17 protein-coding genes and 1 other RNA gene are annotated in these 21,177 nt (G+C 62.9%); 6 read left to right on the top strand and 12 right to left on the bottom strand.

Features of this window, described 5'->3' with window-relative positions; all coding sequences use genetic code 11:
- Positions 1 to 39: 39 nt before the first annotated feature.
- On the bottom strand, positions 40 to 714 hold the full coding sequence (gene hpf, locus ACUIAI_RS02455; protein ID WP_445342528.1) for a ribosome hibernation-promoting factor, HPF/YfiA family: 675 nt from the start codon (positions 712 to 714) through the stop codon (positions 40 to 42).
- A gap of 177 nt (positions 715 to 891) precedes the next feature.
- Between hpf and rnpB the strand changes: the two genes are divergently transcribed.
- Positions 892 to 1,268, top strand: an RNA gene (rnpB, locus tag ACUIAI_RS02450) — RNase P RNA component class A.
- A gap of 36 nt (positions 1,269 to 1,304) precedes the next feature.
- On the opposite strand, the gene ACUIAI_RS02445 is transcribed toward rnpB, so the two are convergent.
- The 7 genes from ACUIAI_RS02445 to ACUIAI_RS02415 form a co-directional block, all read right to left on the bottom strand.
- Positions 1,305 to 2,219, bottom strand: coding sequence for a regulatory protein RecX (locus ACUIAI_RS02445; RefSeq protein ID WP_445342527.1), 915 nt, complete (start codon positions 2,217 to 2,219; stop codon positions 1,305 to 1,307).
- Between the two features lie 4 nt (positions 2,220 to 2,223).
- A complete protein-coding gene (recA, locus tag ACUIAI_RS02440) occupies positions 2,224 to 3,378 on the bottom strand; it encodes a recombinase RecA (RefSeq protein WP_445342526.1) in 1,155 nt (384 codons plus the stop codon).
- A 228-nt stretch (positions 3,379 to 3,606) separates the two neighbouring features.
- Positions 3,607 to 3,840 (bottom strand): DUF3046 domain-containing protein, encoded by a 234-nt coding sequence (locus ACUIAI_RS02435; RefSeq protein WP_015021655.1) that lies wholly within the window; start codon positions 3,838 to 3,840, stop codon positions 3,607 to 3,609.
- A 145-nt stretch (positions 3,841 to 3,985) separates the two neighbouring features.
- On the bottom strand, positions 3,986 to 4,504 hold the full coding sequence (locus ACUIAI_RS02430) for a helix-turn-helix domain-containing protein (RefSeq protein WP_373637637.1): 519 nt from the start codon (positions 4,502 to 4,504) through the stop codon (positions 3,986 to 3,988).
- 270 nt (positions 4,505 to 4,774) lie between these two features.
- Positions 4,775 to 5,344 carry a CinA family protein gene (locus tag ACUIAI_RS02425; protein WP_015021653.1) on the bottom strand — a complete coding sequence of 190 codons (570 nt, stop codon included), beginning with the start codon at positions 5,342 to 5,344 and terminating at the stop codon, positions 4,775 to 4,777.
- Positions 5,341 to 5,946, bottom strand: a complete 606-nt coding sequence (gene pgsA / locus ACUIAI_RS02420) for a CDP-diacylglycerol--glycerol-3-phosphate 3-phosphatidyltransferase (RefSeq protein WP_198206425.1) — start codon at positions 5,944 to 5,946, stop codon at positions 5,341 to 5,343. The genes ACUIAI_RS02425 and pgsA overlap by 4 nt, the downstream gene beginning before the upstream one ends.
- 107 nt (positions 5,947 to 6,053) lie before the next feature.
- On the bottom strand, positions 6,054 to 8,762 hold the full coding sequence (locus ACUIAI_RS02415) for a DNA translocase FtsK (RefSeq protein WP_445342525.1): 2,709 nt from the start codon (positions 8,760 to 8,762) through the stop codon (positions 6,054 to 6,056).
- A 100-nt stretch (positions 8,763 to 8,862) separates the two neighbouring features.
- Between ACUIAI_RS02415 and ACUIAI_RS02410 the strand changes: the two genes are divergently transcribed.
- On the top strand, positions 8,863 to 9,573 hold the full coding sequence (locus ACUIAI_RS02410) for a Fic family protein (RefSeq protein WP_445342524.1): 711 nt from the start codon (positions 8,863 to 8,865) through the stop codon (positions 9,571 to 9,573).
- Between the two features lie 10 nt (positions 9,574 to 9,583).
- On the opposite strand, the gene ACUIAI_RS02405 is transcribed toward ACUIAI_RS02410, so the two are convergent.
- The 3 genes from ACUIAI_RS02405 to miaB are packed head-to-tail and all read right to left on the bottom strand — an operon-like array spanning position 9,584 to position 12,573.
- Entirely contained in the window at positions 9,584 to 10,105 is a 522-nt protein-coding gene (locus ACUIAI_RS02405; protein ID WP_445342523.1) for a MerR family transcriptional regulator, read from the bottom strand.
- Positions 10,106 to 10,139: 34 nt separating this feature from the next.
- Positions 10,140 to 11,168: a tRNA (adenosine(37)-N6)-dimethylallyltransferase MiaA gene (gene miaA / locus ACUIAI_RS02400; RefSeq protein WP_445342522.1), complete on the bottom strand. Its 1,029-nt coding sequence runs from the start codon at positions 11,166 to 11,168 to the stop codon at positions 10,140 to 10,142.
- On the bottom strand, positions 11,155 to 12,573 hold the full coding sequence (gene miaB / locus ACUIAI_RS02395; protein WP_445342521.1) for a tRNA (N6-isopentenyl adenosine(37)-C2)-methylthiotransferase MiaB: 1,419 nt from the start codon (positions 12,571 to 12,573) through the stop codon (positions 11,155 to 11,157). The genes miaA and miaB overlap by 14 nt, the downstream gene beginning before the upstream one ends.
- A 133-nt stretch (positions 12,574 to 12,706) precedes the next feature.
- Between miaB and ACUIAI_RS02390 the strand changes: the two genes are divergently transcribed.
- Entirely contained in the window at positions 12,707 to 13,417 is a 711-nt protein-coding gene (locus tag ACUIAI_RS02390) for a GTP pyrophosphokinase (protein WP_232347151.1), read from the top strand.
- Between the two features lie 120 nt (positions 13,418 to 13,537).
- Here ACUIAI_RS02390 and ACUIAI_RS02385 read toward each other — a convergent pair whose 3' ends face one another.
- Positions 13,538 to 14,377, bottom strand: a complete 840-nt coding sequence (locus tag ACUIAI_RS02385) for an aldo/keto reductase (protein WP_445342520.1) — start codon at positions 14,375 to 14,377, stop codon at positions 13,538 to 13,540.
- A gap of 640 nt (positions 14,378 to 15,017) precedes the next feature.
- Here ACUIAI_RS02385 and ACUIAI_RS02380 point away from each other — a divergent pair.
- The 3 genes from ACUIAI_RS02380 (at position 15,018) to ACUIAI_RS02370 (ending at position 21,161) form a co-directional block, all read left to right on the top strand.
- Positions 15,018 to 16,172: an InlB B-repeat-containing protein gene (locus tag ACUIAI_RS02380; protein ID WP_445342519.1), complete on the top strand. Its 1,155-nt coding sequence runs from the start codon at positions 15,018 to 15,020 to the stop codon at positions 16,170 to 16,172.
- A 132-nt stretch (positions 16,173 to 16,304) separates the two neighbouring features.
- Positions 16,305 to 17,087 (top strand): RCC1 domain-containing protein, encoded by a 783-nt coding sequence (locus ACUIAI_RS02375; protein ID WP_445342799.1) that lies wholly within the window; start codon positions 16,305 to 16,307, stop codon positions 17,085 to 17,087.
- Between the two features lie 522 nt (positions 17,088 to 17,609).
- On the top strand, positions 17,610 to 21,161 hold the full coding sequence (locus tag ACUIAI_RS02370) for an RCC1 domain-containing protein (RefSeq protein WP_445342518.1): 3,552 nt from the start codon (positions 17,610 to 17,612) through the stop codon (positions 21,159 to 21,161).
- The last annotated feature ends 16 nt before the right edge of the window (positions 21,162 to 21,177 follow it).

Raw genomic sequence — 21,177 nt, 5'->3', positions numbered from 1 at the left:
GCCGAGGAATCGCCCCACAGTTCAATATCTATTCTTCGGTTACTGCTTACCGCCTACATGCTCAGGCGTATCGATCTCGAAGACACCGTAGCTCCATCCGTGCCGACGGTAGACCACTGATGGGCGCTTAGTCTCCTTGTTGACAAAGAGGAAGAAGTCATGACCGATCAGCTCCATCTCGTATAGGGCCTCGTCGATACTCATGGGCTCTGCGATGTGCAGCTTGCGGCGAATGACGATAGGGGTGTCTCCCACCTGCACTTCGACAGACTGGCCGGGCGCCAGGTCCGAGGCCACGGCGCTCTGAGCGCTGTTGTCGGGATTGGGCTCCTGGCCCTGATCTCCCTGATCGCCTGCCTGATCGTCCACGGACAAATCGACGGGCAGGGGCGGATGCTCCAGTCCACGGCGGTGGTCCTTGCGGCGGTCGCGGACTCGCCGCAGACGCTGGGTCAGCTTGTCCAAGGCCATGTCCAGCGCGCTGAACTCGTCGGCGCTGGAAGCCTCGGCGCGAATCACGGTCTTGCCGGCCTGGACAGTGAGCTCCACCCTCTTGGCGCTGTCAGCCTGGCGGGGATTGCCTTCATGTGTCAGAACGACCTGGATGCGCTGGGCATCGGGGGCGATGGCCGTCACCCTGTTCATCTTGCTGTCCACGACATCGCGGAACCGCTGCTTGATTTGGGTATGTCGACCGGTAATGACGATCTCCATGGGAATCTCCTTGCACTTGTGAGCGGATGAACCGCTGGTGCGATGGCGGACTTGGTCACCATCGACTGTGCTTCCGATTGTATCCGAAGAGCATGGCTGACTCACTGATTGAGCTTGTGGCCAGAGCGGGATCTTGACCGCTGGTCCGGTCGTTCAGTTCCGCTATGCTGTATCCCCGAGACCTCTCGGATGGCCGCGGCCCCTCCTCCTGGGAAGGGCTGAGGAACTTCCGGGCTCCACAGAGCACGATGGCGGATAACGTCCGCCCAGGGCGACCTGAGAGATAGCGCAACAGAGAACAGACCGCTCGCCTTGTTAAGGCGAGCAAGGGTGAAACGGCGGTGTAAGAGACCACCGGGTCGACGGTAACGCCGACCGCATGGCAAGCCTCATCGGGAGCAAGGCCAAGCAGAAGGCATTCAGGGGCTGCTCGTCCCGCCTTCGGGTAGGCCGCTAGAGCCTGGCGGCAACGTCAGGTCGAGATGGATGGCCATCCATTGTCCGGATTTTATCCGGTCGATGACAGAACCCGGGGTATATGAGAGGTCTCATCTTCTCTTTTACCGCGTGGTGCTTAGGCAGCAATCGGCTCAATCGAGAGGGTCGTCAGAGACGAAAAGGTCTGCTGCCACCTGGTTGAGGAGGCCGGGACTGTGGCCCTTGCGGGATCCAGCACTCCAGAATCGCCGTTTGCGCACCTTGAGATCAAGTCCGGCTGTCTTTCGGGCCACCTTGCGACCAAGCTCGTAGGCGGAGTCAACAAAGAGTCCCTCGCGAGAGGCCCGGGCTACCACCTGCGCAGCCAGTCCTGGATCCAATCCCTTGCGGGTCATCTCCGAGAGTACGCCCCGCTCCCCCATGGTGCGATGCAGGCAGGAACGCAGAAGATCCTGGGCATAGGCCAGGTCATCTACCAGACCCAACTTGGTCAACCGGTCTATCACCTGATCGACCACGTTCGTATCAAACCCCTTGTCGACCAGACGACGAGCCAGAGCCCCGCTTGAACGTGCTGCCGCATCCAAAAGGGTCAGAGCAGCCTCCCGGCAAGCATCCGCATCATCGGCATCTGCTCGCGGAGCTGCAGGCGCGGAACCTCCGCCAAAGCCGCCAGCACGTGGGCGACGGCCACGACGGCGGGTCCTTCTGTCGGAACCACGGGCAGAATGGCGGCCATAGGAATGGCGACCTGCCAGGGATTCATCAGCCATATCAGCATTGGCAGAACTGTCTACCTCTTCCAGACTGCCTCCGAACCGGGCGCTATGCCCCAGACCCAAGGCAGCAGCCCGCACTGGGCGGCTGTCCTCCTTGAAGCTGTCATCCTTCTGCTCAGGAGCAGGATCAAGGACTGTCACTGAATCTGCTGGACCATCCGATCCCACAGAATCTGTCTGTAACTGGTCCGACCGAGAATTCTTCGACTCTGTACTAGAGTCGGTAGAATCCTCGGCCTGCGCCAGGCGGACAGGATTATCCTTGAGGAAGTCCTCGGCCGAGATCATCGGGTCATGCAGCTTGGGCCGTGGGCACGGTGCTGTTGACATCGACCGGAGCCGAGTCGTCTTCCTTGCTGTCTTGGTCAGAGTCATCCGGATCAGCCTTGTCGTCCTCGGAGGGGGCGGGAATAAGGCCGAAGGCAACCTTGACCTTATCTTCAATCTCCTTGGTCAGGCCGGGGTTGTCCTTGAGGAACTGACGGACGTTCTCCCTGCCCTGACCCAACTGATCGCCCTCGTAGGTGAACCAGGAGCCCGACTTCTTGACGATATTGGTCTGCAGGGCCATGTCCAGAACCGAACCCTCCTTTGAGATGCCCTCCCCGTAGAGAATGTCGAATTCAGCCACCTTGAAGGGCGGGGCCATCTTGTTCTTAACCACCTTGACCTTGGTGCGGTTGCCCACCGCCTCGTCGCCGTTCTTCAGGGTCTGGATACGGCGGATGTCCAGGCGGACCGAAGCATAGAACTTCAGGGCCTTGCCGCCGGTAGTGGTCTCCGGGCTACCGAAGAAGACGCCAATCTTCTCCCTGAGCTGGTTGATGAAGATGGCCGTGGTATTGGCCTGGGATAGGGCACCGGTCATCTTGCGCAAAGCCTGGCTCATCAGACGGGCCTGCAGACCCACGTGGCTGTCGCCCATGTCGCCCTCGATCTCGGCCTTGGGCACCAGGGCGGCCACCGAATCGATGACGATGACATCCAGGGCGCCGGACCGGATCAGCATATCGGCGATCTCCAACGCCTGCTCGCCATTGTCCGGCTGGGAGACGATCAGGGAGTCCGTATCCACACCCAGCTTCTTGGCATACTCGGGATCCAGAGCATGCTCGGCATCGATGAAGGCAGCCACTCCACCGCCGGCCTGTGCATTGGCCACCGCATGCAGGGCCAGGGTGGTCTTGCCCGAGGACTCAGGACCGTAGATCTCGACGATGCGGCCGCGGGGCAATCCGCCGATGCCCAGGGCCATGTCCAAGGCCAGGGAACCGGTAGGAATGACCTCCACATCCTGGGCGGGCTTGTCGCCCAGGCGCATGGCCGAACCCTTGCCGAAGCTCTTCTCCACCTGCGCGAGGGCCGTGTTCAAGGCTGCCTGGCGACGAGGGTCGATCCCGCCCTCCTCTTCCTTCTTCGCCTTGCCACTGTTGCTCTGACGTGCCATATGGCTCTCCTTCTTCGTAACCGACCTCACGATGACGACATCCTGATTAACGACCTCACGATTGACAGCCTATCCGCCGTCGAAACCCGTCTGCGGTCCAGGCGCCCGATGTGGTCGAACATGCCGGTGGTCACCGGACCATGGGTATCAGTATACCCGACCATGCGAACAAATGTTCGAAAATCGCTTGGAATGGGGAATAAGTTCGCGGAGAATAAAACCCGTCGATCACGCTGCCGGCATGGGCGGCGCATTGTGGTCCTTCCCCCAGCGGCGGGAGTCGGGAATCTCCATCTGATCGCAGAGCACGTTCCAGACCACGCGCGGCTCCACGCCTGCATCCAGAGCCTCTATTACGGTCATGGCATCCAGGGCGGTCAGCCTTTGGTCACGGGCCAGACTGCGTCCATAGACTCGGCCGAAGACCTCCTCCAGCAGCTGCCAGAATTCCCGTTCACGCACCCGACATCACCTTTCGTTCAAGACCCACCCTGTCACACCCCTTCTACGGCAGCAACCGACAGTCAGCAGAAGAGGGCGCCTGGTTCATCAGAACCGGACGCCCTCAAGAACGGTCCACCGGATCAACCGGCTAGATCTGACATGCTTACTCCTGGGTGGACTCCAGGTAGTCCGCTACCATCCGCAAGGTCTGCGGCACACCCAGGCCCAGCGCGTCGGCGATGGAGCTCAGCAGCTCGGAGCTGGCCTCCTTCTGGCCACGTTCCACCTCGGACAGGTAGCCCAGGGACACGCCAGCCTTCTCGCTGACCTCACGCAGAGTCTTGTGATCATTGGTCCTCAGCTCGCGCAGCACGTGGCCCAGGGCCTCACGCAGGGAAACGGTATGGGTGACGGCCCGACCGTCGTTGGTGGAGGCTGCCCGCTGACGGCTGGCTTCCATGCCGTCCTCTTCCATCCACATCTTGTTCAGGTTTGCCTGGCGTTCCTCCTTGGCCTTCTTGGCGGCCTTGGCACGGATCACCTGCTGCTGCGCGAAGACGACGGCACGACGCTGGGCGGGTGTCAGATCACGAACCCGCGCATTGCGCTCCACTCCGGGTGCGGCCGGCTTGACATCATAGGTATCGTTGGTTCGAGTCATCACGGTCTCGGTGCTGGCCATAGCAGCCCCTTTCGCCATTATCGTGTTCAACTTCTTACACATTGATCAACAGACGAGCCAGTAGATTATTCCAGGGGAGGAACCCGAAAGGCCTGCTTTGTGACCAAGGTCACGTATATGAAAGAAAGGAATCAAGAGGCAGGAGCAATGACTCAATAAAGCCACCCTCTTTCCCTGGCCTGCTGGCTACAGCAGACCCCGCAAACGCAAGGTTCGGCATCGGCTTGCAGAAGCTGTAAAACCTCTAAAACGACCTACGGCATAAGGCCGTTAGCCGCGCGAGTGCAGGGCCCGATCCAGCTGGTCCAGAATCCGCATGACCGTACCCCGGCGCACCTGTTCGCGGTCGCCGTCCAGATGCAGCTCGTAGGCATAGGTCCGGTAGGCGTGGGACTGAAGGCCGGTCTCTATACGTCGACCCATCACACGGACGGGCAGGGCCAGACCGATGTAGACCAGCCCGGCAGGATCGTCCCCGTCAGGGCCCGGACCGGCCACACCCGTAGTGGCCATGCCGATGACCGTGTCCTCGTGCCCTGGCCTGGTGTAGAGCCTGGCCGTGCCCTCGGCCATCTCCTGGGCGACCCGTGGATGGACCGCGCCCTGGGTGGCCAGCAGATCCTGGTCCACCTTGAGGATGGCGGCCTTGGCGGCGATGTCATATGTGACGGCCGATCCAAGGAAGACGTCTGAGGCCCCGGGGATCCTGACGAAGGCATCGGCCAGCAGCCCTCCGGTCAGCGATTCGGCGGCGGCCAGAAACAGGCCCGAATCACGGCAGGTGTCGATGATCCGTCCAGCCAGGTCGTCGCAACGGCCCTGCACGCTCTTGCCGATCATCGCCGCATCCCTATCACGTATTCCGCGCCCGAGTAGAGGCAGAGGGCCAGGGCCACCAGGATGACCACACGGGTGGCCACCAGGTACCAGGGCCAGACGGCCGACAGGGGCACCATGAGCATGCCCAGGCCGATGCATTCAAACAAGGTCTTGTACTTGCCGGCCTGGGAGGCGGCGATGACCCGGCCCTGCTTGTTGATGACCAGGACCCGCAGCAGGGTGATGCCCAGTTCCCGCACCAGGAAGAGCAGGGTGACCCACCACCAGAGCTCGCCGAAGACGGAGGCCACGATCAGCGCCGAGCAGATCAGCAGCTTGTCGGCAATGGGATCCATGAGTTTGCCCAGCTCGGTCACCTGGTTGTACCGGCGGGCCAGCCATCCGTCCAGCTTGTCGGTCGAAGCGGCAAGGATGAAGAGCACGGCGGCGGTCCACCGCATGCCAGGCCTGCGCTCGCCCCAGGGACCGGCCATCAGATCCAGGACGATGAAGACCAGGACCAGGAGGATACGGGTGTAGGTGACCAGGTTTGGGGGTGAATTCCATCCTTCGAGAAGCCTGCGCCTCTCACGACCGGTCTCTGACTCGGCATGCTCCTGCATTGCCACTCCTTATACGCGATACTCGTGCGCTTGGGCCGTCCAACACTACATGCCGGGCGGCAGTTTCATCATAACGGTAGACCAGGCCTGGCTTTTTGGGCAGATGTTCAGCCATGCGCTTGCTCATCCGGGGCGGGATCCATGGAGGTGATGTCGCCTCGGATGAAGGCCAGGGCCTGCTGCAGCTGCGGCGGTTGGATGAGCACCTCGCGGGCCTTGGAACCCTCCGATGGCCCTACGATTCCCCTCGACTCGAGTAGATCCATCAGCCTCCCCGCCCTGGCGAAGCCCACACGCAGCTTGCGCTGGAGCATGGAGGTGGATCCGAACTGGGTAGTCACCACCAGCTCGGCCGCCTGGAGCAGCTCGTCCATATCGTCGCCGATCTCCTCCTGGATCTCATTCTTGTGGTCGGCCTTGTCGGCCATCTGCTCAATGTCCTCACGGTAGTGGGGCTTGCGCTGGGTGCGCACATAATCCACCGCCTTGCGAATCTCGGACTCGGAGACCCAGGCTCCCTGAACGCGGGTGGGCTTGGCCTGGCCCATGGGCAGGAAGAGGGCGTCGCCCTGGCCGATCAGGGTCTCGGCACCAGTGGCGTCCAGAATGACCCTGGAATCCGTGGATGAGGAGGTAGCGAAGGCCAACCTGGAGGGGATGTTGGCCTTGATCAGGCCGGTGACCACGTCCACCGAGGGCCGCTGGGTGGCCAAAACCAGGTGGACGCCGGCGGCACGCGCCAGCTGGGTGATTCGCTGGATGGAGCTCTCCACGTCGTTCTTGGCCACCATCATCAAATCGGCCATCTCGTCGACCACCACGACCAGGTAGGGGTACGGGGCCACCTTGCGATTGGAGCCCGCCGGGGCATGGACCTTGCCCTCGCGCACGGCCTTGTTGAAGTCCTTGATGTGCCGGAATCCGAAAAACTGCAGATCGTCGTAGCGGGCGTCCATCTCCTTGACCACCCACTCCAGGGCCTGGGCGGCCTTCTTGGGTTCGGTGATGATGGGCGTGAGCAGGTGGGGAATGCCGGCATAGGCGCTCAGCTCCACGCGCTTGGGATCCACCATGATCAGGCGGACCTGTTCGGGCGTGGCCCGCATAATCAGCGAAACCAGCATGGAGTTGATGAAGCTGGACTTGCCCGAACCCGTAGCGCCGGCCACCAGCAGGTGGGGCATCTTGGTCAGGTCGGCAGTCACATAGTGGCCTTCCACGTCCTTGCCCACGGCGGTCATCATGGGGTTGTCGTCCTGCTTGGCCTTGTCGGAGCGCAGCACGTCGCCCAAATGGACGATCTCGCGGTCCACGTTGGGAATTTCGATGCCGATGGCCGACTTGCCGGGGATGGGAGATAGGATGCGCACATCCGAGCTGGCCACCGCGTAGGCGATGTTGCGCTGAAGATTGGTGACCTTCTCCACCTTGACACCCGGGCCCAGCTCCACCTCGTACTGAGTGACCGAGGGGCCGCGCAGGAAGCCCACCACCTTGGCGTCCACGTCAAACTGCTGGAAGGTCGATTGCAGGGCTTTGATGACCGCGTCGTTGGCCGAGGTCCTGACCGCGTGGGGCTTGCCCTTGACCAGCAGGTCCGTGCTGGGCAACACATAGGGCCGACTCTCGTCCACCTCGCGATCATCTGAGGAACTTGAAGCGTCAGTACCCTGGGCTCCGGCCGTGTGATTCCCTGCTCCCGGAGCGGGTTGGGCATCCATCTGAACAGTGTCCGCCGCAGCTGCGGCAGCGGCCCAGGGGTCCGAGGCCCCCACGCCGGACAGGGCAGCCGGATCCACCTTGGGATGCCCCTGCTCTCTGGCATCCAGGAGGGCAGCCGTGGCCGGGGCCTCCACTGCGGGCATGCTCTGCGTGGACACCTGGTCAGATTCGGCATCCTGCGCCGACCGATCACCCTGGTCAGCCCCTTCAAGAGAAGCCGCCTGGGAAAAGGGCTCGTCAGCCTCGTAACGCTCCAGATGGGTGTCAGTATCCTTGCCGATGCGGCCATGCAGCAGCCGGCTGAACCAGCCGGCCACCCCGCCCTTGCCGGAGTTCTGGACATCCTTCTGGTCCGACTCCTCGTGGGTGGGCACGCCGGGTGCAAGGGGCAGGGTGTCATCCCCCAGCCTGACCTCGTTGGGGGCAGTCTGCGCCGAGACCGAGCCGGAGCCGTGGGTCCTCTTCCCGCGCAGCCAGGCCATAAGGTCGCTCATATGGAATCTAAAGGTGATGAAGAGGCCGAAAATTGCCACGAGGACGAAGATGATGACAGCGAAGACCTTGGACAGCCCCCAGGCCAGGGGCGAACCCAGAAAGAACCCCAGAAGACCGCCTGAGTCGCTGATGGCTTTCATGTCGAAGCCGCGATAATCCGAGGCCATGAGCACGTCCAGAATGGAGCAGACCGACCAGAGCACCACCATGAGGCCGCCCACCACAGGCAGGTTGCCCGCCTCTCGTTCGGTGTAGCAGACCAGCCGGAAGGCTGCAAAGAGCAGAACCACCGGCAGGATGATGCTGCAGAGTCCCAGAACGCCCGCAGCCAGGGCGTGCAGTCCCCGCCCCAGGAAGCCGTTCACACGGAACCATTCGCTGGCACAGAAGAGCACGGCCAGGATGACCAGCACGAAGCAGAGCCCGTCCTTGCGGTAGGCGGAGTTGTCGCCGTTCTTGCCGGCCACGGCACGCACCAGGGATCCCATGCCCCGGGGCAGGGCCAGCAAGGCCTTGTGCCAGAAGGGTTCCGGGTCCTGGCTGTCCTTGGATGCGGTCCGACCGCGACCGCGTGCGTCTGCTTGCTGCTTACGTGTCATAACCCTTTCAGCCTACCCAAAACTCCGGTCCGCATCGGGCCCGCCGGGTCAGTGTGCACAACTCTTTCAGACGGGGGCCGCCGGGGCTAACATCGTTGACATGACACCAGCAGAACGTCAGAGCTCCGTGGCTTTCGCCATGCGCAACCTGCTTCTGGATGTCCGTCAGCCCAGTCCCACGGCCCTGCAGACGGCAAGCGACTTTATGGCGGGCAGAAAGCAGGCCGAAGCGCTGGCTGACCACGCCCGGCGCTTGGAGGCCAAGGCGGATGCCCTGACGGATGCACTCTTTCTGCGGACCATCCTGATCTGTCAGCGGCCTTGGGCGACTGAGGGCGATCTTGAAGAGCTGCGAGCCATCCACCGCCGACTGCTGCCCAACCTGCCAGAAGAGCGGATGCTGCGCCGACCTCAACCGGGGGACGATGCCAGCCTGTATCCGGCGGCCATGCTGGATCAGGGAGCTGCGGCCATCGGTCAGGAGCTGGCGGCCGAACGCAATCTGGCCAGCCTGGACCGTCCGGTCTTCGTGGAGCGTCTGACCCACTACTACGATGAACTCTCCTACCTGCATCCCTTCGCCGACTGCGACGGCATGACCCTGCGCATCTTCCTCTCGCGCCTGTCCCACAATGCCGGCTGGGACCTGGACTGGGGATGGGCTGATCCGACCGCCCACCGCCGGGCCATCCGGCGAGCGCTCCGGGGCAACACCGACGACCTGCAGACCCTGATTGCAGGCATGGTCCGCCCGGTCAACCCAACCAGAATATTTCTGATTGCCGGGTGGGACCAGGGTCCCGCCCACTGAGCCGACAGCCTCAGCCTGCCAACCGCTCGTTGCCGCTGCGCTTGGCAGCCTGGATGATCTGGGCACTCTGATTGATCAATTCTGTCGCCCCGGCCTGGTCGTGGTCGCGGACGTGCCCCCAGTATTGTATTTTGAGCTGCACATACCGCTTCCTTGCGCGCAGGTCGGCCATCCGCTGGTCCAGCCGTCGTCCCTGCTCGTCCAGGAGTTCAATCTGCCGCCCGGCGGCCTCGGCTCCCCCTGCGCGGTTGCCCAGATACTCCCGCATATGCTCCAGGGACATGCCCGTGGCGCTCAGGCAGGAGATGGTCTCCAGCAGGTCCAGATCCTCCTGGTTGTAGCAGCGGTGGCCGCTTGAGGGGTCCCTGGCGATGGGCGGAATGATGCCGATGGTCTCGTAGTAGCGCAGGGTGGTCTCCGGCATCCCTGACATGAGCGAGGCCTGGCGGATGGTGTACCAGGGCCCTGATTCCTGGTCGGCTTGGGTTTGGGCGGTCTGGGTTTCAGCCTGGGGCTGCATGATGGTGGTCATACCCGTCCAGCCTAGGAACTTCAAGTACTTGAAGTCAAAGCGCACCCAGATGGTGTCTGGTCACCCTCCCCTGGTCCGACTGGTCGGCCTGGGCATCCGCCTGGTCGAAGCGGCCTTGGTCGGCCTGGTCCACCAGATTCAGGGCCTGCCGGGCCAGGTCCGGGGCCAGGGCATTCAGCCAGTGGATGCGCGGATCCCGGCCGAACCAGCCCATCTGCTTGCGGGCCAGGCGCTTGGTCTTCTGCGCTATCAACTCGAAGGCGGAATCAAGGTTGGTGCGGCCATCCAGGTAGTCCAGAATCTGCTGATAGCCCAGGGCGCGGGCCGCTGTGGTCCCCAGGCGGTTCCGTAGCCTGCTCACTTCGTCAACAAGCCCCTGGTCCCGCATGGCCTGGGTGCGCTGGTCAATCCTGCGGTCCAGCTCCTCCCGGGGCAGGTCCAGACCCAGCTGCAGGGCGGGCAACAGGTAGCGGTACCGGGGCAGGCTGGCCGAATAGGGCCGTCCGGTGATCTCCATGACCTCCAGGGCCCGCACGGTCCGCCGCACATTCCGAGAATCCATCCGGGCCGCAGCCTCCGGGTCCCGCTCCTGCAGCTCACGGAAGAGCAGCCCGGGGCCCTCCTCCCGAGCCCGCTCCTCCAGCCTGGCCCTGACCGCCGGGTCGGTGCCAGGGAAGGACAGATCGTCGATGACAGCCCGGGTATAGAGCCCCGAACCGCCCACCAGAATGGGACGAATCTTCTGCGCCCGCAGGTCGGCTATCAGGGACCGGGCCATGGCCTGGAAGCGGGCCACGCTCATGGCCTCTTCCGGCTCGATGATGTCGATCAGGTGGTGGACCACCGCCTGCCGCTCACCTACCGAAGGCTTGGCCGTGCCCACATCCATCCCCCGGTACATCTGGTAGGCGTCGGCATTGACGATATGAGCCGTCTGCCCGCGGGCTTGGAGAACCTGTGCCAGGGCCACGCCCAGGGCGGTCTTGCCCGATGCTGTGGGACCCACGATGGAGACGATGCGGGGCCCCTTCCCGGCAAGCTGCTCCGGTTCAGCGGATGTCATAGACCTGCCCCGCCCGGGGATTCGGGTCAGCAATCAGATAGTGTGGCCCGGCCTGGGTGACGGTGCAGGTGACCAGGTCCCCGGGCTCCGGCGCAGGCATCCCCTGGGGCACGCCGACGTGGACCAGAACCCCGGTGCGCTCATGTCCGGTCACGCGGTGGGTGCTGCCGTCGTGCCGACCATGCCCGTCGCCGATCAGCACCTCCACATCTTTGCCCAGGAAGGCCTGCATGTGCTCCAAGGTGATGGACTCCTGCAGGGCCTGCAGCCGCTCGAACCGGTCCTGAACCACGGCCTTGGGCAGCTGCGGCATGCGCGCGGCCGGAGTGCCAGGCCTGGGCGAATACTCAAAGATGAAGGCCGACGAAAAGCGCGCCCGGCGCACGACGTCCATGGTGGCCTGGAAGTCTTCCTCGGTCTCCCCGGGGAATCCCACGATGATGTCGGTGGTGATCAGGGCATCGGGCATGGCGGTCCGCACCTCGTTCAGTATCTCCAGAAAGCGCTGGGACCGGTAGGAGCGCCGCATGGCCCGCAGAATCCGGTCGGAGCCCGACTGCAGGGGCATGTGCAGCTGGTGCATGACCGTGGGCGTCTCGGCCATGGCCGCAATCACGTCGTCGGTGAAGGCCGCTGGATGGGGCGAAGTGAAGCGGATCCGCTCCAACCCAGGCACCTGGCCGCAGGCGCGCAGGAGCCGGGCGAAGGCGTAGCGATCCCCCGTGGACCAGCCGTAGGAGTTGACGTTCTGCCCCAGCAGGGTCACCTGGCGGGCCCCGGAGCGCACGCAGTCCTCAACCTCCTGCAGGATGTCGTCCATGGACCGGTCCCGCTCCCGTCCGCGCACCGAGGGCACGATGCAGAAGGTGCAGGTGTTGTTGCAGCCGACCGATATGGACACCCAGGCCTGCGAGCGCGAGGCCCTGACCGCCGGCAGCCGCCCGGGCAGATCCCGCAGTTCCTGCGTAACCCCCACCTGGGGCCGCCCATCCTTGCGGGCCTTGTCCAAAAGCCCGGGCAGCGAGCCGATGTCCCTGGTGCCGAAGACCGCATCCACCCAGGGCGCCGCCTTCACAATCCGCTCCCGGTCCTTCTGGGCCATGCAGCCGCCCACGGCGATGCGCGTGTCGGGCTTGTGCTGCTTGAACCTGTGCCAGCGCCCGATGGTCCCGTACATGCGCTGGGTGGCGTTGTCGCGCACGGCGCAGGTGTTGAGCACCATCACGTCCACCTCGCGCGCGCGTACCTGCTCGGGCGTGGCCTGCTGGTAGCCCTGAGCCCGGAGCACCCCGGCGATCCGCTCGGAATCATGCTCGTTCATCTGGCAGCCCAGGGTCCGCACATAGTAGACGCCCCTGCTGTCCTCACGCTGAGCGGTCACGCTCTTGCCCTCGCCTGCTTCCATAAATCATGATTGTATGCGCAGGTCGGGTCCCGCTGCCATCGGGGCCTGTGCGTACCATGAGTCATGGTTACGAACGGCGGCATGGGAGGTTCATGTGATACTCGACCGTAACAGTGCCATGAGCGCATCCGAAATGAAGCAGCGACTGTCGGACTTGGACGAAAAGGACCGTCCCAAGCTGGACATCGACGAGATAACAGAATTCGTCAATCTCATGCAGACCTACGAGGGGGCCATGTACGAGATTTCGACCAAGCTGGACGTGCTGGACACCGAATTCCAGGTCCGGTTCAGCCACAACCCCATCCACCACATGGAGCGCCGGCTCAAGAGCGTGGACTCCCTGATCGGCAAGCTGCACCGCAAGAACCTGCCCGTCACCATCCCCTCGGTGCGCGATCACATCTTCGACGTGGCCGGCGTGCGCGTCATCTGCAACTACCGGGACGACGTCTACTCGGTCTCCCGCTACCTCTCCGACCAGTCGGACATCCAGGTGCTGAGGGTCAAGGACTACATCCGCAACCCCAAGATGAACGGCTACCGCAGCCTGCACGTCATCTACGCCGTGCCGGTCTTCCTGACATCGGGCCCCCACTACACGCCGGTCGAGGTGCAGTTCCGCACCATCGCCATGGACTACTGGGCCTCACTGGAGCACCAGCTGCGCTACAAGTCCGACCTGCCCGACGCCCGCCTGGCCGAGCATTCGCAGACCCTGCTGGACTGCGCCCGCTCCCTGCAGAACATCGAGGTGCAGATGCAGTCCATCCACCGCGACATCTCAGGTTCGCCCCAGGAACAGGAGACCGACGACGAAGCCATCAGCGGCAATACCGATTAGCTGAATCCTCACAAATCCTTTACCATAGGAACCAGGCCAGGTGGAAGGGTTGGGGCTTCCGCCGGGTCCCAGGAGGAGGCCCCGCCTGCAAGGTCGGGTCTCCTCCTGTACCACCATTACTCAGAAGTCGAATTTGTCGGGATCCGCGCCGGTGCGCTCGTCCCTGTTCATGGCGGTGATGGCCTTCATATCCTCATCGCTCAGCTCGAAGTCGAAGACCTGCGCGTTCTGCTCAATCCGCTCCTTGTGGGTGGACTTGGGGATGACGATGACCCCACGCTGCAGATGCCAGCGCAGCACGATCTGCGCCGGAGAGCGGTCATAGCGCTCGGCCATGGCCTTGAGCCTGGGGTCGGCCAGCAGGTTGCCGCCGGTGCCTCCCAATGGGCTGTAGGCCTCCACGTCCACACGCAGGGTACCGTGGCAGTAGTCGATCAGGTCGTCGTTGACGAACTGGGGTGAGGACTCGATCTGGTCGACGGCAGGCTTAGTGCCGCTGATGGTGTGCAGCTCGTCCAGGTGGTGCTTCTGGAAGTTGCAGACCCCGATGGCACGCACCCGCCGCTGAGTGTAGAGCTCCTCCATGTCCTCCCAGGCCTGCTGCCAGCCCTTGGCGGGCCAGTGGATCAGGTAGAGGTCCAGGTAGTCCACGCCCAGCCTGTCCAGGCTCTCCTTGAAGGCCTCCTTGGCCCGCCCTGCACGGATGTCGTCATTCCAAAGCTTGGTGGTCAGAAAGACATCCCGCCGGTCAACTCCAGAACGGCGCAGACCCTCCCCCACTGACTGCTCGTTGCCGTAGATCATGGCGGTGTCGATGTGGCGATAGCCCGCCTGCAGGGCCCAGGTGACGGCCTGACTGGTGGCCTCTCCGTCGGGTGTTTGGAAGACCCCGAGCCCCAACTGGGGAATGCTGATCCCGTTGTTGATGGTGACGACGGTATCGGTGACGTTTCCGGTCATATAGGCATACTCCTTGTCGGCCGATCAGAGGCCGTGACGTGTTGTCTGTTCATTCTATCCGGCAGGCAAGATGGAATCAGCTGTTGTTTAAGGCCTACCGTCGCGCTTCTGCATTTCGTGCGTTCTCTGTTGGCTTGGTGGTAAAGTGAAAAGTGGGGATGTTGGGAGATAACTGGCTTCTGCTTTATGGGCGATCGACGCCCACAGTAGCGACGGTTCATCGACTTGAAAGACGTTAATGCTGATAGGCAGGCGGCCTTGATACCGCTTGGCATTGGTGAAGGGGATTGATTTCATGCATCTGGATACCCGCCTGCGTCGTGCATCGGCGACGGCGATCGTCATGCTGGGTCTGTTGGCAGGCCTGAGTGTCGCGTCCGCCAACGCGGACGATGTCGTGTCCGCCAGTCCGGCGGGCACTCCTGTATTTAGCGGGGGGGGGGGGGGGTCAGACCCCTCGCGTAGCTGAGCAAACCCCCGTCACACTCCCCTGCCTTCACCCTCGCCGCTGCAAACCGCATCACCCCTGGATCCCACGGCACCAAGCCCGGGCCCGTCAACGCCGAAGGATGCCATCAACAGCACAGAATCCTCTACAACCAAGCCATCCGGCAAGACGGACGGTCACGCCTCGCACACAGTGCGCTTCGACCCAGGCGACGGCAACACGCCTACCCGGTCAACTGTGAAAGTCGGCACCCTCGCATCCCCTCCGGAAAACAACCCCGTGCGTGAAGGCTTTCGGTTCGACGGGTGGACACGCGAAGGCCAGCCCTATGACTTCCAGACCCCCGTCCTGCAGGACACAACACTGAAAGCCAAATGGAGTAAAGCCACGGACTGGACGCTGAGCCCGGACCACGGGCCCGCCTCCGGCACCCGGTTGACCATCAGCCCGCCCAGCCGGATCCTCATCGTGGACTCGGACGGGCAAGCCTGGATCTGGAACACAGGCAAGACCGCCAACGTCAAGCCCGAACGCATCAGGCAGGACCAGGGCATGCGCATCAGGCAAGCTCAAACCCTCGGCCAGGGGTTCATCCTCCTGGACGCAAACGGGCAGGCCTATTACCTGGCCGACGGCAAGACAAGCCTCGCAACCACCGGCCTGCCGGAAAACATGAAAGCCAGCCGGATCACCACCAACAAGAACCAGGCCGTCACCGCCGGCACGGACGGCCACATCTGGACCTGGAAGCCCGGTGAGTCGCCCACGCGCGCGGACAACGGGAGCCAGCCCTACACGCAGGCCGCCATTACGGGCGGCAGGATCACCGCTATCAGCAGGCAGGGCAGCCTATACCAATGGAGCATCAACACCCAGAGCCAGCCAGACAAGCCAGCAAAAGTCAATACCACCCAGGCGGCCATTCTCGAATCAGCCAGCCTGGACGGCCAGTCGCTGACACTCAACAAAACAGACGGCTCCTGGCAGACGGAAATGCCAGCAAGCCAGCCCGGACCAGTCACCATCACACTGACCGGCAGGCAGGACGGCAAGCCCTTCACCCGAAGCTTCAACTACACGGTCGACCAGACGCTTCTGAAGGACATCCGACAGAGTTCCACCTACACGGTCACCTTCAAGACGGACGGAGGAAGCCCCAAACCCGGAGACCAGCAAGTCACCTATCCCTACGGAAGAGTCCAACGGCCCTCACCCGACGCGACCCGCAGCGGCTACCAGTTCGACGGATGGTTCATCAACGAAGTCGCCTACGACTTCAGCAAGCCCGTCACCGACAACCTCACCCTCACCGCCAAGTGGACCAGCAAACCCCCCAACACCTCCTGAAGGATCAGCCCCGACAAGGGCAGCCAGCTCGGCCACGAAACCACCACCATCACCCCGCCAGACAGCACCAGCGGTATCAGGTTCAGCCAGGTCGGCGGAGCAAAATACTATACCTTTGTTTTTTCCTTGGCCGTGGGCAGCGACGGGAACGCCTACGCAAGGGGAGACAACACCTATAGCTGGCTCGGCGACGGGACGACCACTCAACGGATTACGCCAAACATAGTGAGGAAACCTGCAGGCGTGCCGACCGACTTCACCTATGTGCAGGTCAGCGCAGGAAAATGGCATTCGCTGGCTTTGGGTAGCGACGGATATGTATACGCCTGGGGCAGCAACCAGCATGGTCAGCTCGGCAACAACACCGCAACGAATTCCTCTGTTCCTGTGCGCGTGCGCGACCCCGCCAGCCCCACGGATCCGAACAAAGGACTCAAAGCCATACAGGTCAGCGCCGGAGACGATCATTCACTGGCATTGGACAGCAACGGATACGCATACGCCTGGGGAGAAAACATCTATGGCCAGCTCGGCGACGGCACTACTGACGACTCAAACGTTCCTGTGTCGGTGTTGTTCAACCTGCAGCCGGTGATCACTGCAGCCAAGTTCGACACCGGCCCAGGCACGAACCTGGCTCCTGTTAGCAACAGCAACAGCATCACCGTGCTCACGCCCGCACACCAGCCAGGTGCGGTCACGGTCAGCGTCGACTACGCAATGGGCGGCGCAGGACAGGTTTTGACTGACAAATCTCTGACCTACCTGTATCTGCCTGCAGGCGTGCTCCCAAGGGCCGGCGGGGAAGGCATCCTGCTCGCCCTGGCCACCGGCATGACCGGCATGGGCGGGGTCCTGGCCTCGCGCCGCCACAGGAGAGAACGGCACAGGCTATTGCATACTTCGCACGAGTAAGACAGGCCGGAGGCTGATCAATCCCCCCACCTCCGGCTTACAACAGGGGCGCACGGAGGAATGCCACTTAAAACTCACCCCCAAGGGAGCCGGCACTCCTCTTGCGCCCCCACCACCACACTACTGTCAACTGCCGCTGACAGAAATTAGGAGCAGGCATGCGCGCCCCGCCTCTGCCCTCGAAAGGGAAACTCGGGCACGTGAATCAAAGGGCACAGAAACCCTAGTCCGCTCGGCCTTCGTCCGTGCTCCCAGTACCAGACAATCGCTGTAAACAAACGCTATTCCTCAACAAAAAATTCATTGTCGTCAAAGAGCTGATTTGACTTGTATGTGTTGTCTGTGGGCTGGGTGGTAGGATGAGAGACAGGGGAAGTCGAGAAGACGACTGGGTTCCGCCATGATTCGTGCAGTCTGTTGTGCGGACTGGCCTTGAGCGATTAGCAGCTTTCCGACAGGGAGAACCTTATTCTGCAAGCGGCGTTTGCTTCGCTTGGTGTTTGGTGAAGGGGCTTATGAGTCATGCGTCTGGGTAACCGGCTGCGTCGCATCCTGGTGATGATGATCGTCCTGCTGGGCCTGCTGGCAGGCTTGGGTATCGCATCCGCCCAAGAGAACGCTCCCATCCCCTCCGGGGAAGGGGGTCTTCAGACCCCTCGCGTAGCTGACGGAACCTCCGCCACTCCCCCCAGCAACGCAACAGACACTCCACTGTCCTCACCCTCACCAATACAAGCCACTACGCCACTAAGCCCCACGCCAGGCGCCCAGCCATCGACGACGGGCACGCCGTACAGCACAGACCACGCTCCGGCCAAATCAGGGGAGAAGACAGATGATCAAGCCGTGCATACAGTGCGTTTCGACCCGGCCGACGGCAGCAAGCCCACCCAGGCGAGCGTGAAAACCGGCACCCTCGCCACTCCCCCGCAACAGAACCCTCAGCGTCAAGGCTTCCGATTCGAGGGGTGGACGCTTGACGGCCGGCCCTTCGACTTCCGGACCCCCGTCCTCCAGGACATGACCCTGAAAGCCAAGTGGTCGAAGGCCACGGACTGGACGCTGAGCCCGGACCACGGGCCCGCCTCAGGAACCGTCCTGACCATCAGCCCGCCCGACAGGCAGGAGCCTCAGTTCGCCAGCATCCAAGCCGCAGGAAACCAGATCCTCGGCCTGACCGGGGACGGCAGCATCCACACCTGGACGCAGGACGGCACGCCCAAGCAGGTCCCCTTCCCAGCCCAGTCTGCCGACGGGTTCCGCTACCTGCAGGCCGCAGCCGGCAGCCAACGGCAGGCGGCCCTCGGATCCGACCAACGGATCTACACCTGGAACAACCAGCAGTCGACGCCCGCCATCCTCGACACCGGCCAGGATGCCGGGTTCACCAGCATCAGCATCACCGATAATCGGCTCCTGGCAGTGGACCGGCAGGGACAAATTCTCGTCTATCAGGCCAGGGATGCCGACAGCCAGGACCCGAACCCGAAACTCATACAGCAGGCCACAACCAGCCTGCCCGGAAAAGCACAGGCCGTCACCGCTGTCTCTTCTAGCAGCCGGATCCTCGCCCTGGACACGGACGGACAGGCCTGGACCTGGGACGCGAGCGATACCGGCAACGCCAAACCCGCACACGTCAAGCAGAAGCCGGGCATGCGCATCGTCCAAGCCCAAGCCCTCAACCAGGGGTTCCTCCTCCTGAATGAGAACGGGCAGGCCTGGTATCTCGCCGATGGCATGAGCAGCCCCACAGTCGCCGGCCTGCCCGACGGCACGCAGATCAGCAGAATCAACAGTAGCGGCGATCAGGCCACAGTCCTTGACAAAGACGGCCACGTATGGGCCTGGAAGCCCGGCAAGACGCCCGTCCGCGCGGACAACATGGGACAGGTTTACGTGCAGGCCACGGCTGCCGGCAGCGGGATCACCGCCATTGACAAACAGGGCAGCATATTCAGATGGAACATGGACGCCCAGGGCAAGCCCGGAAAACCAGCCCAGCCCGACACCATCCAAGCGCCTATCCTGGAAACAGCCAGCATGGACGGCCAGCCACTCAAACTCACCAGAGATAAGGATTCCTGGCAGACGGACGTGCCCGCCCACACTCCCGAGTCGGCCATCATCACTATCACCGGGAAACAAGGCAATCAGCCCTTCACCAGAAGCCTCGACTACACGGTCGACCAGACCTTGACCAGAGACGTCCAAGAGGGCTCCGCCTATACGGTCCATTTCAATACGGGCGAAGGAGGCCCGACCCCCCAGGACCAGAGCATCCAGCCGGTCTACGGCAGGGTCCAGCGCCCCTCCCCCGATCCGACGCGCCAAGGCTGCCAGTTCGACGGATGGTTCACCGGCAACATCGCCTACGATTTCAGCAAGCCCGTCACCGGCAACCTCACCCTCAGCGCCAAATGGACGCTTGTAGACCCCAACAACACGTGGAAGATCAACCCCGACAAGGGCAGCCAGCTCGGTAAGGAATCCACCACCATCACCCCACCAGCAACGAGAAACGGCATCAGGTTCAACCAGGTCAGCAGCGGAGGATACGTATATGGTGATCTGACGGGGTATTCGCTGGCTGTGGGCAGCGACGGGAACGCCTACGCCTGGGGCAACAACAAGTCCGGCCAGCTCGGCAACGGTACGACCGTCCAGCAGAACACGCCCGTCCCGGTGCCAAAGCCTGCGGGCACACCTATGGATTTCACCTACGTGCAGGCTGATGCCGGCGGCTATCATTCGCTGGCCATCGGCAGCGACGGGTACGTGTACGCCTGGGGGCTCAACGACCACGGGCAGCTCGGCAACAACACCACATCCAATTCGTCGCTACCTGTGCGCGTGCACGGGCCAAACAACTCCAGCGAAGGGCTGAAAGCCATCCAAGTCGCCGCAGGAGCCTGGAACTCCATGGCATTGGCCGCCGACGGCACCGTATACACCTGGGGCGGCATATCCAAAGGAGGCGGCTATGACTGCTTCAGCCCGCAGAACGTGCCCATGGCGGTCAAGGACCCTTCGGATGCGAGCGGCGTCCTCCACGCCGTGCAGATCAGCACCAGCTGGTCCTTCGACATGGCCCTCGGCCAGGACGGGTACGTGTACACCTGGGGCTACAACCACCATGGCCAAATCGGCAAGAACACCACCGACAATAGTGTCCACCTCACGCCCAGCCGCGTGTTCGCCTCAAACAAATCCACGGCTGCTGCGGGCCCCTGGCTGAAAGCCGTCCAAGTGAGCGCCGGCGGATGGTTCGCATTAGCTATCGGCGAGGATGGCAACACATGGGCATGGGGCTACAATCAGTACGGTTCGCTCGGCAACGGCTACAGCAGCACAAATACAGACACGAATTATGTTCCCCAAAAGGTGCGATACCCCGCGAATGCGGGCGCAGTGACAGCCGTGCAGGTGAGCGCAGGACTTTACCATTCATTGGCCGTCGACACGGACGGGAACACCTGGGCATGGGGACGCAACAACTACGGCCAGCTCGGCGACAACACCACCAGTGACCGGCATTCCCCGGTGAAGGTGTTTGCCTCCGCGCAGTCCACGAGCTCGGCCGAACCCTGGCTGAATGCCATGCAAGTCAGCGCAGGATGGCAGAATTCACTGGTGATTGGCACGGACGGAGTCGCCTACGCCTGGGGACAGAACTGGTATGGCCAGCTCGGCAATCCCAATGCAGGAAGGCAGAGTCTTGTTCCTTCACCGGTGGCGTTCAACCTACAGCCGGTGATCACCGGCGTCACCTTCAACACCAGCCCCGGCACGAACCTGATCCGCGGCGATGGCAGCAGCGTCAGCGTCACCACGCCCGCACACCTGCCGGGCACAGTCACAGTCAGCGTTAAATACACAACGGGCGGCGCGGGAAATAACCTGACCGACACTTCCCTCAGATACACGTACATGCCCGCAGGAGTCCTTCCCAAGGCCGGAGGGGAAGGCATCCTGCTGGTCCTGGCCACCGGTATGACCGGCATGGGCGGGATCCTGGCATCCCGCCGCCACCGGAGGGAAACACGCCAACTGTCACAAGCTTCGCACGAGTAAGACGGGCCGGGCGGCG

This window comes from Bifidobacterium sp. ESL0827, from assembly GCF_052606685.1.
This window is presented reverse-complemented; position numbering and strand designations above follow the sequence as displayed.

Excerpts from the sequence above, each read along its gene's own strand:
- ACUIAI_RS02370 (WP_445342518.1), top strand. The coding sequence starts at position 17,610 with ATGCGTCTGGGTAACCGGCTGCGTCGCATCCTGGTGATGATGATCGTC.
- miaB (WP_445342521.1), bottom strand. The coding sequence starts at position 12,573 with ATGGAAGCAGGCGAGGGCAAGAGCGTGACCGCTCAGCGTGAGGACAGC.
- ACUIAI_RS02430 (WP_373637637.1), bottom strand. The coding sequence starts at position 4,504 with ATGGCCAGCACCGAGACCGTGATGACTCGAACCAACGATACCTATGAT.
- ACUIAI_RS02390 (WP_232347151.1), top strand. The coding sequence starts at position 12,707 with ATGAAGCAGCGACTGTCGGACTTGGACGAAAAGGACCGTCCCAAGCTG.
- recA (WP_445342526.1), bottom strand. The coding sequence starts at position 3,378 with ATGGCACGTCAGAGCAACAGTGGCAAGGCGAAGAAGGAAGAGGAGGGC.
- ACUIAI_RS02385 (WP_445342520.1), bottom strand. The coding sequence starts at position 14,377 with ATGACCGGAAACGTCACCGATACCGTCGTCACCATCAACAACGGGATC.
- ACUIAI_RS02410 (WP_445342524.1), top strand. The coding sequence starts at position 8,863 with ATGACACCAGCAGAACGTCAGAGCTCCGTGGCTTTCGCCATGCGCAAC.
- ACUIAI_RS02415 (WP_445342525.1), bottom strand. The coding sequence starts at position 8,762 with ATGACACGTAAGCAGCAAGCAGACGCACGCGGTCGCGGTCGGACCGCA.
- ACUIAI_RS02425 (WP_015021653.1), bottom strand. The coding sequence starts at position 5,344 with ATGATCGGCAAGAGCGTGCAGGGCCGTTGCGACGACCTGGCTGGACGG.
- ACUIAI_RS02405 (WP_445342523.1), bottom strand. The coding sequence starts at position 10,105 with ATGACCACCATCATGCAGCCCCAGGCTGAAACCCAGACCGCCCAAACC.
- miaA (WP_445342522.1), bottom strand. The coding sequence starts at position 11,168 with ATGACATCCGCTGAACCGGAGCAGCTTGCCGGGAAGGGGCCCCGCATC.
- hpf (WP_445342528.1), bottom strand. The coding sequence starts at position 714 with ATGGAGATCGTCATTACCGGTCGACATACCCAAATCAAGCAGCGGTTC.
- pgsA (WP_198206425.1), bottom strand. The coding sequence starts at position 5,946 with ATGCAGGAGCATGCCGAGTCAGAGACCGGTCGTGAGAGGCGCAGGCTT.
- ACUIAI_RS02445 (WP_445342527.1), bottom strand. The coding sequence starts at position 2,219 with ATGATCTCGGCCGAGGACTTCCTCAAGGATAATCCTGTCCGCCTGGCG.